The organism is Streptococcus moroccensis (genome assembly GCF_030812835.1).
Classification (GTDB): domain Bacteria; phylum Bacillota; class Bacilli; order Lactobacillales; family Streptococcaceae; genus Streptococcus; species Streptococcus moroccensis.
The window spans coordinates 78,636-95,604 of sequence record NZ_JAUSTM010000006.1 but is presented as its reverse complement, the minus strand read 5'-3'; the positions used below and the strand labels follow the sequence as shown (position 1 = coordinate 95,604).

Genomic DNA, 16,969 nt, shown 5'->3' with positions numbered 1-16,969 from the left:
CATTTTCTACTTTAAAAGTTGCTGATTAAAATATTTCCCCGCTTCGTTACTTAAGTGATAATATTGCGCTATCAAGGTCTCTAGAGAGTCAATATTGTCACTATTAACCACATCTTCGATAAAACTGACTAAGCCCGCAACCAAATAAAGCCGACTCCGCCTAATCGTATCTGTTTGCGCTATTTTCTTATAATAATTCGGCACTAAAATTGCTGTCGGTTCGTCAATATAATGATAGGCTAATAATCGACTCATCTCCGTCTTATTGCAATTAAACATTGTTTTGATGATCGTCTTATTTTGGACGACATCCATGATAAAGCGTTCAACGGAACTCAAAAAATCTCCACCACGCGCTCGATTTAACACCTCTGCATTGATACTGTCTTTAAACTTCTCCTCAAGCTTTTGAAACAATTTTTCCTGCAATTGAAATTTGTCGTCATAGTGAGCATAAAAGGTAAAACGGCTTATTTGAGCTTTTTGACAAAGACTAGTCACGGTTACTTTATCAAAACCAACAGCATTTACTGAATCCAGAAAAACCTGCTGAATCAGTTGTTCTGTTTTAAGATAGCGAAGGTCTTCAGTGTTCATAAACATCTCCTTTAAAATGGATAAATTGATAAATACCTTACACTAATTATACACCATGTTAGATAACTAACACTAAATGATGTATTGCTATTGGCATTAAGGCGCTTTTATTTTAAAATGACATAAAATAAAACTTACTTTACGGAGGTACAATGATGTCGTTATTAATGAAGGATAAAGCAGGTTTAGTCACTGGTGGTGGCCTTGGCATCGGTCGGTCAACAGCTATCGAATTTGCTAAAGAAGGGGCCAAAGTCATGGTCTCAGATATTAGCGTCAAAGATGGTGAAGAAACAGTCCGACTCATTCGTGAATTCGGTGGAGAGGCAGCCTTCTTTCCATGTGATGTGACCAATGAAGAGCAGGTTAAGGGGCTAGTTGATGCGACCTTAGAGCAATTTGGTCAGTTAGACTTTGCCTTTAATAATGCGGGTGCTAATGGTAAGTTCGCTCCGATTACAGAACAAGACAGTAAGACCTGGGATTTGGTCATGCAAGTCAATGTTTACGGTGTCTTTTACTGTTTAAAACATGAGATCGCTACTATGGAAAAAACAGGTGGTGGCGCCATTGTCAATACTTCTTCTGGTGCTGGCCTCATCGCAGTTGCTCAAAATAGTCCTTATAACACCGCTAAATTTGCAGTGGTTGGGTTAACCAAGAGCACCGCCTATGATTACGGACACCGCAACATCCGTGTCAATGCCCTTTGTCCAGGTAGCACCCGAACTGCTATGATGGACAACGCTATTGAGCAAAACGGCGGTGAAGCCTTTGAAAGGGAATTGGTCAAAACGATTCCAATGGGCGCTTTAGCTGATCCTGAAGACCAAGCGGCTGCTGTTGTTTGGCTATGTTCTGACAAAGCTAAAACCATTACAGGTGTTAGCATTCCAGTTGATGGTGGCTACGTCCTAGGAAAATGATCTACTTCCCAATTAGGTCCCCAATCAACATCGTGTAGTTGATTAGAGACCTTTTTGAAATACAGAAAAAGGATTCAGAACAACTCTTTTCGTAGAGTTATTCTGAATCCTTATTTATTGACTTTACTACTTTTGATAACGATTGGTTTCAAAGTGGCAGCATCTATTTTTTTAGCTCAATCAACCGCACACGGATGATATCTTGGTTATCTTCAAAAGCTTGTACCAAGGAATCGACTTTGTCCTTGTTGCTTTCATCTAAATCAAGAAGCGTATAGGCATAATCCCCGCGTGAGCGGTTGAGGATGTTGTCGATATTGATATCCAAGTCAGAAACAGCTGTTGAAATCTTAGCCACGATATTAGGCACGTTTTTATTGATCAAGGTGATGCGGTAAGGCGCATCCTGCACCTGGTGCATGTTAGGGAAGTTAACTGAGTTGGTAATTTCACCAGTTTCTAAGAATTGGCGAACGGTTTGGCTGGCCATGATGGCACAGTTTAACTCAGCTTCTTCGGTCGAGCCTCCGACGTGCGGAAAGACAGTGATCTTGTCTTGATGAAGGAGATCTTCGGTACCAAAGTCCGTGATGTAGCGTTTGACCACATCGGCCTCCAAGGCTGCAAAGAGCGCCTTGTGGTTAACCAGTTCGTCCCGAGCAAAGTTGACCAGAGTCACGCCTTTTTTCATTTGGGCAAAGGCTTCTTCGTTAAAGGTTTCTTTGGTATCATCATTCAAAGGAACATGGACCGTGATGTAGTCAGCCTGATTAAAGATTTCCTTGAGGTCATTGACCCGCTTGACATGGCTTGAAATGCTCCAAGCGGTCTCGATTGACACGTAAGGGTCATAACCCAAAACATTCATGCCTAAACGACGGGCGTCGTTAGCAATTCGAGCACCAATGGCACCAAGACCGATAACTCCGAGGGTTTTGCCAGAGATTTCAGTTCCTGCAAACTGGCTTTTTCCAGCTTCGATTTGCTTCGGCACATCAGCCCCTTTTAGGGTGTTGGTCCAGTTGGTCGCTGAAAAATAATCACGCGCTGAAAGCAAGAGCGAAGTGATAACGGCTTCTTTAACGGCATTGGCATTAGCCCCAGGCGTGTTGAAGACAACGATACCTGCTGCTGTAGCCTCATCGATGGGGATATTGTTGGTTCCTGCACCTGCCCGAGCAATGGCTTTCAGGTTTTCAGGGAAGGCTTTGCCATGAAGGCTTTCACTACGAAGGATATAGGCATCAGGATTATCAGACTTGTCCCCATCAATTTGGATGCCATTGCCTAATTCAGCTAAGCCAATCTTGTTAATGTTATTAAAGGTTTTTACGCTAAATACCATGGTTTTCTCCTATTTATGTTTAGCTTCAAAATCTGCCATAAAGGCAATCAAGGCTTCAACACCTTCTAGCGGGAAGGCATTATAAAGACTCGCTCGCATCCCACCAACAGAACGGTGACCTTTGATGTTTTTAAAGCCTGCTGCATCAGCTTCCTTGTTAAAGAGAGCGTCCAATTCATCGCTTGGAGAGACAAATGGGATGTTGCAGAGCGAGCGATCTTTCACGTCTTTAACAGGACTGCTGTAGAAATCCGACTGTTCGATAAAGTCATAGAGCAAGCCTGATTTTTCACGGTTTTTAGCTTCCATACCAGCAACACCACCGAGGGATTTGACCCACTCAAAGACGAGTTTTGCCATGTAAATTCCGTAGGTTGGCGGGGTATTGTAGAGAGAGCCATTGTCAGCCTGAATCCGGTAATCTAACATCGAAGACAAAACAGGACTGTCGTTTAAGAGGTCCTCACGGACCACGACCAAGGTCACACCGGCAGGGCCAATATTCTTCTGAGCTCCAGCATAGATTAAGCCAAAATCAGACACCTGATAGTCAAAGGCCAAAATATTAGAACTCATATCGGCTACTAGGGGCACGCCATTGGTATCTGGCAGGTCATAAACAGCTGTGCCTTCAATGGTATTATTGGTCGTGATGTGCACATAGGCTGCATCAGAATCAATGGCTGACGCCTCAAAACTTGGAATATGATCAAAGTTGCTGTCTTCAGATGATGCCAATAAAATCGGCTCAAAAGCGATCGTTTTAGACAACTTAATCGCTTCCGTATAGGCTTTTTTACCCCACGAACCTGCCACGACATAATAAGCTTTCTTGCCTGGCGCTAAGTTAAGGGGCAACATGCTAAACTGAGTGGACGCGCCACCTTGTAAAAAGAGGACCTTGTAGTTATCTGGAATATGCATGAGCTCTCTGAGGAGGCTTTCTGCTTGCTGAATGATCTCTTCAAAAGGTTTGGATCGATGCGACAGCTCCATAACACTCATGCCAGTGCCGGCATAATCTAAGAATTCAGATTGCGCTTTTGTCAACACTTCCTTGGGCAAGACCGCAGGGCCTGCAGAAAAGTTATAAATAGCCATTCGCTACCTCCAAAAAGTAAATTTTGACCATTGTATCACAATGTTCTGAAAATTTCTACGATATTTGCTATTTTTTTAGAAAATATTAAGAAAATGCTCATTTCTGACCTCATATCAACTAAAAGCATAGGAAACTCAACTAATTTCCTATTGTTGATTGATGCCCAAAGGGCTATAATAAAGTCAGCAAGTGCACTTGACCATCATGACAAGGAGGTCTTCTATGAAAACCATTGGAGATACGATTAAAGAACTACGTTTAAAGGCTGGGCTCAGTCAATCGCAATTAGCTGAGAGATTAGGCATTTCCAATCAAGCCGTTTCCAAGTGGGAAACCCAGTTTAGCCAGCCAGACATCAGCCTTTTGCCAGACCTGGCGACGCTATTTGGTGTCAGCATCGACTCCCTCTTTGGCTACACCAAGGAAAAAATGTATGCCCGCATTGACAGTCGGATTGCAAGCGAAACCTGCCTGACCAATAGTGAATTTGCTGAGTTTGAAAAATTTTTGTTAGATGAGATTCGAGACGATTCCAGCCATTATGACGCCACATCGACTCTGGGCTATTTGTATTTCAAGCAGTCTGAAGGATTGGCGCAAAAAGCCAGTATCTATGCTAAGAAAGCTCTGGAACTCTCCCCGAATTCTAAAGCTGACCTGACCATCATTAACAATGCGTCACGCGGTGCTCTCTACGATTGGGACACTAAAAATCACCATGAGTTGATCGATTACTACCAGAAAACCTTACGGATTGCCCCTGAAAACAAACGCGTCTATGCCTTTTTGCTAGACAACTTGATTGAAGATGGTCGTTTAAATGAAGCCAAAGATTACTTAGAGGAATCGTATCAGAAAAATCCTGACCGTCTCAATGACTATTACAGCATTCTCATCACGGAAAAAGAAACCAGTTTTTCCTCAGTCAAAACGCAGTATTTAGATTTAGCTGCGCGGTATCCTGATGATTGGCGTGTCCTTTTCTCTGTCGCCAATAGCCTTTCCCAGCATGAATGTTACGAAGAAGCCATTCCGATTTGGCGAGCAGCCTTTGAGACACAAGAAAAACCACGCTACACGGACTATCATTATGCTATGGCCCAGTGTTACCTGAGACTTGGCGACAAGGCCAATGCCATCAAAGCTTATCAGGACATGCTGACGGTTCTAAAAGAAGACTGGGACTACCAATTTGGAGCCGAAGTCGACCGTATTCAGCAAAAAATTGAAGCCTTGGCATAACATTTTCCCTAACAGAGACTCCCAAACGGGTAATAGAAAAATAACACCTATCAAACCAAAATTTGATAGGTGTTATGAGTTACTTATCTTTAAAGAAGAAATAGCCTAAGCTGCATAGGACAATCCCATTACCTACAAAGGCAGCTAACCCAATCCAAACATCCGTCCAGGTCTTAATCCAACCACCAACAAGGTAAGCCAAGACCACAACAAGGAACATGACCAAGGTATGGAGACCTATCCTTTTTTTCAGCGGCCAGCTATTGATGTCATAGATATGCCAAGCTCCTGCAATCCCAGCAGCGATAATGGCCGCTCCCAGTATCGATCTGGACTGTTGGGCATCTTTGATGAAGAAACTGATAATCAGGGCAAGACCTAAAATAAGGATTACCCGTAGGATACTAGACTTGATATAGGAACGAAATTCAGTCATGGGCCATCCTCTCTTTCGTGATGGGTTCATTATAGCAGACAGGGTAACTAGTCAGTAGTCCTATTTGTCATTTGTGGATATGACAAATGTCACTCGTTAGCAAATACTCTCTACACGCTAAATCAGGGTGATAAAGGTATGACAATTGGCCTCATTCATTTTTATTATACCAAAAATATAATCGGTTTAGGAAATCCGAAAATTCTTGATAAGCCTTATCTCAGCGGTCGGTCAAAGATCAGCCGTTGTTTTGAACTATCTACTAGTATCACGTGCCAATTAGGGGAGTAGTTTATCCTTTAGATAGTGGTTAAATAGGGCTGTGCTTTCCAGTAACATTTCGACTTGTTGCTCAGAAAGTTGGGCCATGGCCTCTTTTTCCATAGTGTCCAAGGGGGCGATAATGGAATCTGCATAATTCATTCCCTCTGGGGTTAGGACTACCTTTTTGCTACGTTTGTCTTCTTGGGATGCTTTGAGCTCGACAAAGCTTTTTTCCAGATAACCTTGAATAATCGCATAGACGACCTGCTTGGTAGTATAGGTTTTGTCGCATAAGGTCTTCTGAGAAATCCCTTGGGGACTATTGTAAAGCCACAGTAGAATCAACAGTCCCTTGTAGTTCATCCCATGCTGCCTAGCATAGTGCTCGTACAAGGCAAACTGGTCATCCCGTAACCTCGCAAATCGTTTTTCAACAGATGAGGTACTTCTCTCTTCCTTCAAAATGTTTGATTCCTTAGTCATTAACCGTCACCTTCAAATCCTTGAAAAAGCCTCGAGTGCCAATGTCTACAAATAGGCCTAAACTGCCCCGGGCACCTGCACCAAGTTTTAAATCAGACACCCGCAAGGTTTCCTGACCATTGACATAAAAGACTGCTTCTTGGCCAGCAATCTCCGCTCGAATCCTGATCCATTCGTCAAGGGCAATGTCTGCTGGCGCTTCATAGGCCGTGATGCCCTGCTCCCTAAAGTAATCAAACTTGTAGTCCGGATAGGCAAAATATTGACTGGCACGATTGGCGCGAACAGGGTCCTCATGGTTGCCATTGGTCGGGCGGACATAGAAGGATTCAAACTGGTCATCGTCCTCACTAATGCGAAAGGCGATACCGATGAAACCTCTAGCAAAATCAGGTGCTTCAGGTAAGAATTGGCTGCGCACGCTGACTTCAATCACCCCATCCTTAAAGCTCAGGTCCTTGAGTTTGGCATAGGTGTTTTCGTCGAAGACCATGATCTTCTCAGCCTTATGCACCTCCAGGACAGCTTCGCCGTCCAAGTTTGTTTCCAAAACCGTGGTGTTAACCGCTTCAAAGCGGTCTTTTGCCATTGCAATCAGCTTTTCCATAGGATTCTCCTTGTCCATTTAGTAAGATAGTTTTACTTTCATGGGACCTAGTCTATCATTCTCATTCTATTTAGTCAAATATTTTTACTATTTTCTAAAAAATAGAACTTGAGACGATGCTCAAGTTCTTCACTGCTACAAAACTAAACATAACGTAGGCTTCAACTTTACTGAGCCACCAAGCCAAGCTGTGCTTGAAAGAAAGCCTTAATCTCCTGGTCTTGCAGGTAATAATTCATAAACTTTCCTTCCTTTACTCGCCCTAGAATCCCTTCCTTGTGCATGAGGCGCAGATGATGAGAGGTTGATGCCATGCTCATATTGAGGATATTGGCGATATCACAGACACATAAGGTTTCCTCGCTGATCAGGGCCAGGATAATGGCAGAGCGTCTGCTGTCGGAGACTTTGTGAAGGAGGCTCAGGAAGGCTTGACTTTGCCCATTGTGGATAAAAGCGGTCGCTCGCTCGACCTTTTCTTCAGAAAAAACAGTAACATCACAAGAATCAATTTTTGCCATACCAACAAATCCTCCTAACGGAACCAACTCAAAACGAGGCTCAAGGCCTCTGTCTCCACTAGAATCCCTATCCCCAAAAGAATGTAAACCAGTGCGATGATCCAACGGCTGTGCTTCTCAATCCGCTCCCCAATACCAGGCAAGGACACCAAGCTCTGCGCCAGCTTGACCAAAACAAAAATAGCAACCGCAAAAACGATTAGGGTTAGGACCAATTCAGCAGTCGTCAAAGTCAAAAAGTAAGGAACAAAAAGTCCAATATTATCTGCCCCACAGCTGACAATGGTGATAAAGGCGATGGTCGGAATCAATTTAGACAGCCCTTGTTTTTCCAGACTTTCCTCTGCCATCTCCTCGCCATTTCCCTCTCCTAAAAAGAGGATTTTTAGCCCCAGAAAAATTGGAATCACACCGAGAAAGCCTAGAAAACGCTCCTCAGGCACATACTGAAGGACAAAGGCAAAAAACAAACTGGCCAAAATCAGAATCCCTGAGCCCAAGTATTGCCCTAGGTAGATATGGGAAATCTCCCGCTTAGACTTAGCCTTGGCAAAGAAAATCATAAGGATAATCAGTAAATCAACCGCTGTCGCAGCATAAAGAAAAAAAGACGTGACTAATGTTTGAAACATGGTGAATCCTTTCATTCAAAACTAAATTTGACTATAGCATACCACATTCAAAACTATTTTTGAATAATAAGTTTCAAAAAAATGACCCTTCCGAGTCAGTTTCAATAGCTTTTAAAGAACTCATAACCGCCATTCTTTATTGGGAAGGTCTGGGGCAAAGGATTGGAATTGGACCAGGACATCGGTCAGGTAGTAAGGGATGATGAGCTCGGGTTGGTGGGCGAACTGCGATGCCAAGACGGGACTGGCTTCAAGGCAACGCTTGATCAATCGCTCATCCTTATCAAAGACCACGCGCCCGCTAACTTTGAGATAGGACATGGTTTCCTGGTCTCCGATACATATCTGAATGGCGGGATTGGCCTGCAATTCTTTATAGGACTGGTAAAAGGCGATGGTGTCAAAATAGAGGCGGCCTTGTTCCTCAAACTTGAACTCCAAAGGACGGATTTGGGGCAGGCCATCCAAGCCCAGGGTCGTTCCGTATTGGAGGGGGAAGCGTTCAAGGATGCTGGTAGCCACTTCCAAGCCGTTGTCATAATTTAAAGATTTGAAAAAGTCTACTGTGGTCATATCGTCTCCTCATCTCGCCAGAGGCGGATTTCATTTGCGATTAGGGTCGCGTAGTAGGTTTTGTTGATGGTGTCTTTGGTGAGCTTGTCAATAGCATCCAGGCGCACAGTGACCTGTTTGACCAGTTTGACAGGACCTTCTATGGGCAGTTGGTATTGCTTGACCAAATCCTTGGCCTCTCGGTCTGACACTCCAGACTTGGGCTGATAGAGTTGACTGTACCACCAACCTGCTTGATGGTTAGTCGCAAAGCAGGCCTTAGCCCTTGTGATGATCTGACTATCTTCTTTAGCATAGAGCAGTCCCCAACGGTTCTTGATCGGGTAGAGGGGCACCATGAAAAACTCTTTTAGCTGATCGGGCGCAGCTTTTTCCATAAAAGCCTGGAGATAATCTAGAATCTGGCTTTCGACAAAGTCGCCCCTGTCTCGGATCATCTGCTGCAGGACCCAGTCGACAATCGGTGGCGTGTCCATGTTGGTCGTCACATCTGCCCCTTCGTGGTGGTTAAAGGAACCCCCGCGAAAGACCTGCTCCTGGCTCCTAGGATCCCAGTAGGTGTAATTATTGGTATCCTTAATGAGGAGGTTGTCTATGGGACGATACTCATAGTAGACACCTAGCTTGTCGAGATAGGCCGTCAGCACTTCAACCTTCAGGTCCTGGTCTTCCACAAAAAGGACTTCATTGTTGAGGCTAAGCGGGCGAATGCCAGCCCTGGTCAAGGCATCTAAAAGGCCCGCTAAGAGCAAATTGTGGGTCATCCGCATGCTGTAGGCATAACGCGGAGTGTGTAGATCATGGTCAAAAGGCGTGTCCATGGCCCCTTGGATAGGATAGAGCAGGCGGTTGAGGCCTGAGCGTCGTTCCGGTTGGTCCTTCCAGAGCTTTTGCACCAAGGCTAAGCGGGTTTTAAAGTGCCGGTCTTTGACCGTATGGGCCATGATATTGGCCTGAATGTGGGTCAAGTCAATCCGAATGGCCGTCTTAACACGCTTAACCCTGACCTGACTGGTCCAAGACTGCTGTGGGTTGTAGTCCCTTATCTCAAAGCCCATCGGTGCTCCCGCCCCGGAAGACAGGACAAAGTCACCAAATCGAGTGATGGCCCCGTCCTTGCCAAAGCGTCTGCGGATGGCTTCCTTGGGCTGACGCTCCTGATAGGTCTGGTAAAGCCGTTCAAGATTACCTGTCAGGAAATAGGTAAAGGGTAGAAACGGACGAGGAATAAAGACCGACCGAGCATCCTTGAGATGACCTTTGGTATAGAAGGACTCGGTCAACTGGGCATCGGTCGTTGTCGCATTGACCGGCAGGTGAAAGTCTCCCTCAAAGGTCTCTAACAAGTAACGCTTCTCCTCAAAGACCGTCTGAAAAGCTTCGGTCTGAAAGATGAGCTCCAAATGGCATAGGTAGGTCTCGGTGGTCTCTGCTGGGGGCAAGCCCAGCTGAATCTCCAACCGGTCAAAGGCGTTGTGGTAAATCCGCCCATCAAAGGTCTCAATATCCAACAAGTTGGGCTGATTGAGCCAGGCCAGGTAGTGCTCATAGACTTCTGGATCTTCCTCACCGACCAAATCCAAGAGGCGCTTGGTGGGGGACCCTTCAGCTTCTAGAAAACGGAGCAAGACTTCTTGGACTTTCTCCGTCGGCCAAGCTTTGCTAAGTAAGCTTTCCAATAAGACAAAAAGAGGTTTCTCCACATGGCCACCTCTGTAACTGATATAGGTCCGATCTTCTTGTCCGAGCATAGCCTCTACCTGTGACCAAAAGGTCGCATCGTCATAGGAAATAGCTTGGTAAACGCCATCTGTCAAGACATGCAGGGCTAAGTCTGGCGAGACAGTCAGCGTGTAATAAGTAAAGTCCTCCGTCAGCACAGCTCCTCCTTCCCCACAGAGATTTAGACGAGGCAAGTAAAAGCCAACAACCTAATCCTCTCCTCTGAACTATTCTCTAGAAAACTGATTTCTTATTGTTCTAAGGTCTGGTACCATCTGCCCCAATCCGACATGCTCATGACGATGGGTTGCAGGCTCCAGCCCAGTTCTGTCAGCGAATATTCAACCTTGGGTGGCACTTGGGGATAAACTTCCCGGTGAACAATGCCTTTTTCTTCCATATGGCGAAGCTGCTGGGTCAAGACTTTTTGACTAATGGGCTCCAAGGATTTTTTCAACTCACCAAAGCGTTTGGTTCCAGTGAACAGGTCCCGCAAGATCAGAACGACCCATTTGTTTCCCACTAGGGAGAGGGTGGTTTCAACAGGACAGGCTGGTAATGTACTTGCTGGCATCATGTTCTCCAATCTTTTTTAAAATTTTTTTCAGCCTAAAATAGGCTATCTCAGCCATTTGGTACCTTTTGGTAACTATAGCACTTTAAAGTGCGTACTTCCCAAATGGATGCTACAGTGTTATTATATACCCATAGCTTGAGAAAAGCAAGCTAACAAAAATATTTTTTACTAAAAAGGAGACAACTTATGGCAACTATTTCTATTTTCGGTAAAGGCAACATGGCGCAAGCATTGAAAGCACGTTACGAAGAAGCAGGCAACACGGTTAACTTGATTGGTCGTGAAGCAGACGCTACTCTTGGTGATATCGTGATTTTGGCAGTGCCATACCCAGCTGTTGATGGTATCGTAGCAACTTACAAGGATGCTTTGGCCGGTAAAATCGTCGTCGACATCACGAACCCCCTTAACTTTGAAACTTTTGATGAGTTGGTTGTTCCTGCTGATGGTTCAGCAGCTGCTGAAATCGCAAAAGCTCTTCCAAACACAAATGTATTGAAGGCCTTCAACACTAACTTTGCAGCAAGCCTTGCCAGCAAAAAAGTAGCTGACGCTGCTGACACAACTGTCTTGGTTGCTGGTGATGACGCTGGCGCTAAAGAAGCGTTCACAGCAGCTTTGGACGGTTCTGGCTTGGCAGTGGTTGACGCTGGTAGCTTGAAACGCGCACGCGAATTAGAAGCAACTGGTTTCTTACAACTTGTCTTGGCAGTTGGTGAGAAAATCTCTTGGACAGGTGGATTTGGCCTTTACAAATAAGGTAAGTCCATGAATATGGCAAATTGGGCTGGACAGGTGGTCTGGCCTTTTTTGCCAGTGGTTATGACACTAGAAAGGCACTCTGGTATTGTATGTTATTTCAAAAAAACGCCCTCACGCAAGCAAAAAAAGCCATTGACCAGGCGGACCTGATCTTAATCGGGGCGGGTGCTGGTCTATCAGAGGCAGCAGGGCTCCACTATGCTGGTGAGCGCTTTGAAACCTTGTTTGCTGATTATATTGCAGCCTACGGCTTGACGGATATGTTTACAGCGACGTTTTACCCTTATCCCACTCCCGAAACAAAGTGGGCCTTTTGGGCACGCCATATCTACTACAATGCCATTGCCCCAGAAGCGACAGCCCTCTACAAAAACCTCTTCCAGCTGGTCAAGGACAAACCACACTTTGTGATTACGACTAACGTTGACAGCCAGTTTACCAAGGCAGGTTTTGCTTCTGATAGCCTTTTTGAGGTGCAGGGCAACTATGAACTTTGGCAATGCTCCATTCCCTGCCAGCAAAAGACCTATGCCAATACTGAGCAGGTCCTCGAGCTCTTTCAAGCCACCCAAAACCTTGAGATTCCAAGCCAGCTCATCCCCCACTGCCCTGACTGTGGGGCGGAGATGATGCCCCATTTGAGAAGCGATAACCGCTTTGTGCAGGACGAATCCTGGCATCAAGCCCTTAAGCGTTACGGTGCTTTTATCGAGCAATTTGACGGGAAACGCATTGTCCTTCTGGAGCTTGGTGTCGGCTTTAACACACCAGACATCATTCGTTTTCCCTTTGAGCGCCTGACTCAGGCATCTGATCACGCCACACTGATACGGCTCAACCGGGATTTCGCCCAAGGCTATCCTGAAAATGCTAAAAAGACCTTGTCCTTCAAAGAAGACATGACAACTATCCTTGCCAGCTGGTTAGAAAGGTAGATTCCCATGACCCAAGAGACATTGATCAAAGCCTTGCTTGAAGAACGCCAGCTTGACCTCGACCTGCCCCAGACCTTTAACGAGCGTCACTTGCTCTACCGCGCCCTGGTCAATACACGGCCACCTGGTAACCTGAGTGCAGAATTGCTCTCGCTTGAAGCCGACTACCTCAAAGAGGTTAACCGAGATCAACAAGTGGTTGCCCTGACTGACTTAGAGCCTTACAAGATCACAGACAACCTCTACCTCTGGCAGGGGGATATCACGACTTTGGCAGTGGATGCCATCGTGAACGCAGCTAACAGTCAGATGCTGGGGTGTTTTGTGCCCAATCACGCATGTATCGACAATGCCATCCACACCCAGGCTGGCATGGCGCTGAGACAGCATTGCCAGCAGTTGATGGCGGAACAAGGCCATCTCGAACCGACAGGAACAGCCAAGGTCACCCCAGGCTTTCACCTCCCTGCCAAGGCCATCATCCACACCGTCGGCCCAATTATCCAAGAGGAGGTTCACCCTCACCAGATCCAGCAACTCAGCTCCTGCTACCACTCCTGCCTCAAAGCTGCGCTCGACCATGGATTAGACAGCATCGCATTTTGCTGCATCAGCACAGGGGAATTTCGCTTTCCCAAGGAGCTTGCAGCGCAAATCGCTATCAAAACAGTCCGTCTCTTCCAGGCCAAACACCCCCAGCTCACGGTCATCTTTGATGTCTTTACCGATGAGGATTTAGCCATCTACCAAAAAGCTTTGAACCTGGTCTAAGACGACGCTCAGATAAGACGAAACCCACCTTCAGAATCGCTTCTAGAGGTGGGTTTTCTCTTATCGTTAAAGCAAGCTTTCCTTGTAGTCAAAGATTTTTTGGTCGCAATAGGCTAAAAGCGCCTTGGCCTTCTCATCGTTATAGCCCTTATAGGACACGCGCTTTATGGTCTTGGTGTCAAAGTAAGCGCCGCTTATCGCAGCGACCTGATTCGACAGGGCTAAAAAGTAGCCCGTCTCAATCCCCTCATCAAGACTTTGATAGACTGACTTGACCACACGGCTCACGAGCGATTTAGTCTCTTTCTTCTTCCCATTGGTATTGCCCAAATTTGTCGCGATCAGCCCAGGATGATAGGCATTGATGGTGATGTTAGAGCCTTCCTGTTTGAATTGCTGGGCTTGGTAGCAGGTTAGCCAAATCAGGTAGAGCTTGGCATTGTTGTAGGCCTGTTTAGCACTGTAATCTTTTTCCATGCCAAAGTCTAGGTCCTTGACAGAGGCAAAATGGTGCATGTAAGACGATGTGTTGATAACACGACCTTCAGGAGCAGTTTCCAACAAGGGCCGTAGTTCTGTCGTTAAGATATAGGGCACCTGAACGGACAGCATAAAGGTATGTTCAATATTTTCAGCAGTGGCTAGACGCTCACTACCTGCAAAGAGGCCAGCATTATTGATCAAAACATCGATCCTGTCAAAATCCTGCTGAATCGATGATGCAAAGGCGTAGACATCAGCCATCTTGGAAAAATCCGCTAGATAGGCAGAAAGAGTGGCGTTTGGGGACACATCCATGATCTCTGTTACCGTTGTTTCTAACTTTTGCGGGTTGCGCCCATGGATGATGAGATGATGGCCTTCTGCTGCTAGTTTTTTAGCTAAATGTTTTCCGATGCCGTCTGTCGCACCAGTAATGATAATGGTCTTCATGATTTTATTCTCCTAAAAAGAGCTTGACCTCTCGTGAAAATTCTTCTGCGTACTGAAAGATGGAGCCGTGACCAGCATTTGGATAGATGATCAGCTTGCTGTTGGCAATCTTGTCATGCACGTCATAGGAGTTAGCCGTTGGGACCTGCCTATCCTCATCCCCATTAACGATCAAGGTGGGCTGTGAGATATAGGACAAATCATCTCTATCAGCCTTGCCCCACCGTTTAATCGCTCGCAGTTGGGTCAAGAAGGCTAGGACAGTGATCTTTTTATCGGCAAAAGCTTTCTGACGCTGAGCCATACGATCTAAGACAAATTGCGCCTGTCTTCCCCCTCCGTCATCGTGGTTATAAAAGATATAGCGCTTAGGGTCAACCTTCTCTAAACCTGCTTTTAACATGAATTGGAAGGTCTTTCCCGTCACCTTGTCGACGCCGATACCGCCACGAGGACCAGTACCAGCCAAGATGAGGCGACGGACAAGAGACGGCTTTAGACGGACCACTTCCTGAGCCACCATGCCCCCCATAGAGAGACCTAGGAGGTCGATTTCTGAATAGCCCAATGCCTCCACCATGGCAATGGCCTGCGCAGCCATTTGGGGGATACTCGCTGGCACCCGACCTTGACTAGCACCTACACCTGGTAAGTCAAGCAGGATAAGATGGCGCTCTTCTGCCAATCGGTCAACTAGCAGAGGATCCCACTCATCTAAGGTTGCTGCCAAATGTGTCAGTAAGACCAAGGGACGATCGGCATGCCCCTGTCCTAACTCTCTGTAGGCCAGCAGCTGACCCGAGACCGAAACCAATTGATTGGCCGTTTTTAAATAGCTCATCTTATTCCCCCTTCATGGTCAAAACTGTTTTCCCGCTGGAACGGCCATTAGCAACCTTGTCCAGAGCAGCATTGACCTCCTCAAATGGGTACACACTATCAATCGACGGTTTGAGTTTCAGACTCTCTAAGATATCAGCGACTTCTTGGAGTTGGGCCCCATTGCTCTCCACAAAGATGAAATCATAGCGGACACCGTATTTTTTTGCCATCTGATCAAAGCTTCGACCCGCCAGTCCAAAAAGAATTTGTTTCCATTTTGGTAGCTTCATTCGTTTGGCAAAAGCACCATTCGGCATGGCACGGAGCGAGACCAGATGTCCTCCTTTTTTTAGGATAGTCATCTGTTTCTCTGTTTCCTCGCCACCTAGGGTATCAAGGACAAGGTCCACTTCGCTCAGCACTTGGCTATAATCCTCTGTCTGATAGTCGATAAACTGATCTGCACCGAGGGCTAGGACACGCTCCTCATGACTTCCATTGCCATTGGTGATGACGCGCAAGCCTTTGGCCTTAGCAAGGGGAATGGCCATGCCACCGACACCTCCGGTCCCTCCAGAAATAAAGAGGGTTTGGCCAGCCTTGGCCTCCATCAGATCAAGGGCCTGCATGATGGTGAGTCCCGTCAAGGGAACCGCTGCTGCTTCCACATCTGTCAGGTAAGCAGGGACATGGGCAAGGGCTGCGCTATCGACAGCGACATACTCCGCAAAGGCGCCGATCGCATCTAAGGGCAAGCGGGCAAATACACGGTCTCCCCTTACAAACCCCTGAACGGCTGAGCCGACTTCTTCGACCTGACCAACCAGCTCATTACCTGCAGTTTGGGGCATCTCATAAGGGACGATCATCTTGACATCGCCACGGGAAATCATATTGTCCAGAGGGTTGACACCCGCTGCGCTGACCTTAACCAAGACCTGGTTAGGTGAAATCTCAGGAATGTCACTATCTGTAAGGGTAAGAGCGATGGCTTTTTTGTTGTAGGCGGTATGTTGTGCTGCTTTCATGGATTTTTTCCTTTTCTAATGGTAATTCTTATACTTGTATCTAATACAGGTATAGGCCGAGTGGTTTAAAACACTCTTTTGCTTAAGAGTGTTTGCTTAGACCAGCCTGGTCATAGAGATTGTGGATAACGTCTGATAGGCTATGGTCTTTTAACTGCTTGGTCAAGGCATCTTCGATGTCTGAAAAGACTGGCGTCAGGGCCTGGTCAATATGCTTTCCTACCGGGCAATCTTCGTTAGGGGACTGGTGGACCTGAAAGAGCTTGATCTGGCTTAGCTCCTGGGTAGCAAAGTAAACCTCCAAGAGGCTAATCTCTGAAACGGCCTTGGTCAGCTGGTAGCCGACCTTGCCCTGATGGGAGACAATCAGTCCTGCTCCTTTTAAGAGCCCGATGACCTTGCGGATATAGCTGGCATTGGTCCCGACACTTTCCGCTAGAGCCTGAGAGGATAAGGTTTCCTGACTCTCTGAAATCATAGCCAAGATGTGCAGGGCCACAGAGAATTTGGTATCCATTTTACGAATCCTCCTTTCTAACTTGTTCTTGTTTGTGATACAAGTATAACCAATAGCGAGAAATTTGTCCAGAGATTTACTCTATTTCTTTGAAATGATTGCAAAATCAAAAGCAACCCCTCCTTTAGAATCGCGTCTAAAGGAGGGGTTGCCATAAGGATGCTTTCAAATCCT

20 protein-coding genes are annotated in these 16,969 nt (G+C 46.2%); 5 read left to right on the top strand and 15 right to left on the bottom strand.

The annotated features are described in order from the left end of the window. Window positions 1-6: 6 nt before the first annotated feature. Window positions 7-597 (bottom strand): TetR/AcrR family transcriptional regulator, encoded by a 591-nt coding sequence (locus J2S23_RS04335; RefSeq protein ID WP_307121528.1) that lies wholly within the window; start codon window positions 595-597, stop codon window positions 7-9. A gap of 152 nt (window positions 598-749) precedes the next feature. On the opposite strand from J2S23_RS04335, the gene J2S23_RS04330 reads away from it, so the two are divergent. Beyond that, window positions 750-1,523 (top strand): glucose 1-dehydrogenase, encoded by a 774-nt coding sequence (locus J2S23_RS04330; protein ID WP_307121527.1) that lies wholly within the window; start codon window positions 750-752, stop codon window positions 1,521-1,523. Between the two features lie 163 nt (window positions 1,524-1,686). On the opposite strand, the gene J2S23_RS04325 is transcribed toward J2S23_RS04330, so the two are convergent. Together J2S23_RS04325 and serC are read right to left on the bottom strand one after the other, a co-directional pair. Beyond that, window positions 1,687-2,868, bottom strand: a complete 1,182-nt coding sequence (locus J2S23_RS04325) for a 3-phosphoglycerate dehydrogenase family protein (RefSeq protein ID WP_307121526.1) — start codon at window positions 2,866-2,868, stop codon at window positions 1,687-1,689. A gap of 9 nt (window positions 2,869-2,877) precedes the next feature. Further along, complete coding sequence (gene serC, locus J2S23_RS04320; RefSeq protein WP_307121525.1) at window positions 2,878-3,969, bottom strand: 3-phosphoserine/phosphohydroxythreonine transaminase; 1,092 nt, start codon at window positions 3,967-3,969, stop codon at window positions 2,878-2,880. Between the two features lie 223 nt (window positions 3,970-4,192). Here serC and J2S23_RS04315 point away from each other — a divergent pair, with 223 nt between their 5' ends. Next, on the top strand, window positions 4,193-5,212 hold the full coding sequence (locus J2S23_RS04315; RefSeq protein ID WP_307121524.1) for a helix-turn-helix domain-containing protein: 1,020 nt from the start codon (window positions 4,193-4,195) through the stop codon (window positions 5,210-5,212). Window positions 5,213-5,291: 79 nt separating this feature from the next. On the opposite strand, the gene J2S23_RS04310 is transcribed toward J2S23_RS04315, so the two are convergent. The 8 genes from J2S23_RS04310 to J2S23_RS04275 form a co-directional block, all read right to left on the bottom strand. Beyond that, window positions 5,292-5,648: a DUF3021 family protein gene (locus tag J2S23_RS04310; RefSeq protein WP_307121523.1), complete on the bottom strand. Its 357-nt coding sequence runs from the start codon at window positions 5,646-5,648 to the stop codon at window positions 5,292-5,294. Window positions 5,649-5,927: 279 nt separating this feature from the next. After that, window positions 5,928-6,395, bottom strand: coding sequence for a MarR family winged helix-turn-helix transcriptional regulator (locus J2S23_RS04305; RefSeq protein ID WP_307121522.1), 468 nt, complete (start codon window positions 6,393-6,395; stop codon window positions 5,928-5,930). Next, a complete protein-coding gene (locus J2S23_RS04300) occupies window positions 6,388-7,002 on the bottom strand; it encodes a hypothetical protein (RefSeq protein WP_307121521.1) in 615 nt (204 codons plus the stop codon). Before J2S23_RS04300 ends, J2S23_RS04305 begins: the two co-directional genes overlap by 8 nt. A 167-nt stretch (window positions 7,003-7,169) precedes the next feature. Beyond that, the gene (locus J2S23_RS04295) at window positions 7,170-7,523 is read right to left on the bottom strand and encodes an ArsR/SmtB family transcription factor (RefSeq protein WP_307121520.1); all 354 of its coding nucleotides are present in this window, start codon (window positions 7,521-7,523) and stop codon (window positions 7,170-7,172) included. A 14-nt stretch (window positions 7,524-7,537) separates the two neighbouring features. Further along, window positions 7,538-8,155, bottom strand: a complete 618-nt coding sequence (locus tag J2S23_RS04290) for a CadD family cadmium resistance transporter (RefSeq protein ID WP_307121519.1) — start codon at window positions 8,153-8,155, stop codon at window positions 7,538-7,540. 120 nt (window positions 8,156-8,275) lie between these two features. Beyond that, window positions 8,276-8,728 (bottom strand): pyridoxamine 5'-phosphate oxidase family protein, encoded by a 453-nt coding sequence (locus J2S23_RS04285; RefSeq protein ID WP_307121518.1) that lies wholly within the window; start codon window positions 8,726-8,728, stop codon window positions 8,276-8,278. After that, window positions 8,725-10,608 (bottom strand): hypothetical protein, encoded by a 1,884-nt coding sequence (locus tag J2S23_RS04280; protein ID WP_307121517.1) that lies wholly within the window; start codon window positions 10,606-10,608, stop codon window positions 8,725-8,727. The genes J2S23_RS04285 and J2S23_RS04280 overlap by 4 nt, the downstream gene beginning before the upstream one ends. 92 nt (window positions 10,609-10,700) lie before the next feature. Then, a complete protein-coding gene (locus tag J2S23_RS04275; protein WP_370868691.1) occupies window positions 10,701-11,024 on the bottom strand; it encodes a winged helix-turn-helix transcriptional regulator in 324 nt (107 codons plus the stop codon). 189 nt (window positions 11,025-11,213) lie between these two features. Between J2S23_RS04275 and J2S23_RS04270 the strand changes: the two genes are divergently transcribed. From J2S23_RS04270 to J2S23_RS04260, 3 genes are all read left to right on the top strand, one after another. Then, window positions 11,214-11,786, top strand: a complete 573-nt coding sequence (locus J2S23_RS04270) for an NADPH-dependent F420 reductase (protein ID WP_307121515.1) — start codon at window positions 11,214-11,216, stop codon at window positions 11,784-11,786. A 92-nt stretch (window positions 11,787-11,878) separates the two neighbouring features. Next, window positions 11,879-12,724 carry an SIR2 family NAD-dependent protein deacylase gene (locus J2S23_RS04265; protein WP_307121514.1) on the top strand — a complete coding sequence of 282 codons (846 nt, stop codon included), beginning with the start codon at window positions 11,879-11,881 and terminating at the stop codon, window positions 12,722-12,724. 6 nt (window positions 12,725-12,730) lie between these two features. Next, window positions 12,731-13,495, top strand: coding sequence for a protein-ADP-ribose hydrolase (locus J2S23_RS04260; protein WP_307121513.1), 765 nt, complete (start codon window positions 12,731-12,733; stop codon window positions 13,493-13,495). Between the two features lie 66 nt (window positions 13,496-13,561). Here J2S23_RS04260 and J2S23_RS04255 read toward each other — a convergent pair whose 3' ends face one another. The 4 genes from J2S23_RS04255 to J2S23_RS04240 all read right to left on the bottom strand — a co-directional run bounded on the left by J2S23_RS04255 (window position 13,562) and on the right by J2S23_RS04240 (window position 16,795). Further along, the gene (locus J2S23_RS04255; protein ID WP_307121553.1) at window positions 13,562-14,431 is read right to left on the bottom strand and encodes an SDR family NAD(P)-dependent oxidoreductase; all 870 of its coding nucleotides are present in this window, start codon (window positions 14,429-14,431) and stop codon (window positions 13,562-13,564) included. Window position 14,432: 1 nt separating this feature from the next. Further along, the gene (locus J2S23_RS04250) at window positions 14,433-15,269 is read right to left on the bottom strand and encodes an alpha/beta fold hydrolase (RefSeq protein ID WP_307121512.1); all 837 of its coding nucleotides are present in this window, start codon (window positions 15,267-15,269) and stop codon (window positions 14,433-14,435) included. A gap of 1 nt (window position 15,270) precedes the next feature. Continuing rightward, window positions 15,271-16,278 carry an NADP-dependent oxidoreductase gene (locus J2S23_RS04245; protein ID WP_307121511.1) on the bottom strand — a complete coding sequence of 336 codons (1,008 nt, stop codon included), beginning with the start codon at window positions 16,276-16,278 and terminating at the stop codon, window positions 15,271-15,273. An 82-nt stretch (window positions 16,279-16,360) separates the two neighbouring features. Next, window positions 16,361-16,795, bottom strand: a complete 435-nt coding sequence (locus J2S23_RS04240) for an Rrf2 family transcriptional regulator (RefSeq protein WP_307121510.1) — start codon at window positions 16,793-16,795, stop codon at window positions 16,361-16,363. Between the last annotated feature and the right edge of the window lie 174 nt (window positions 16,796-16,969).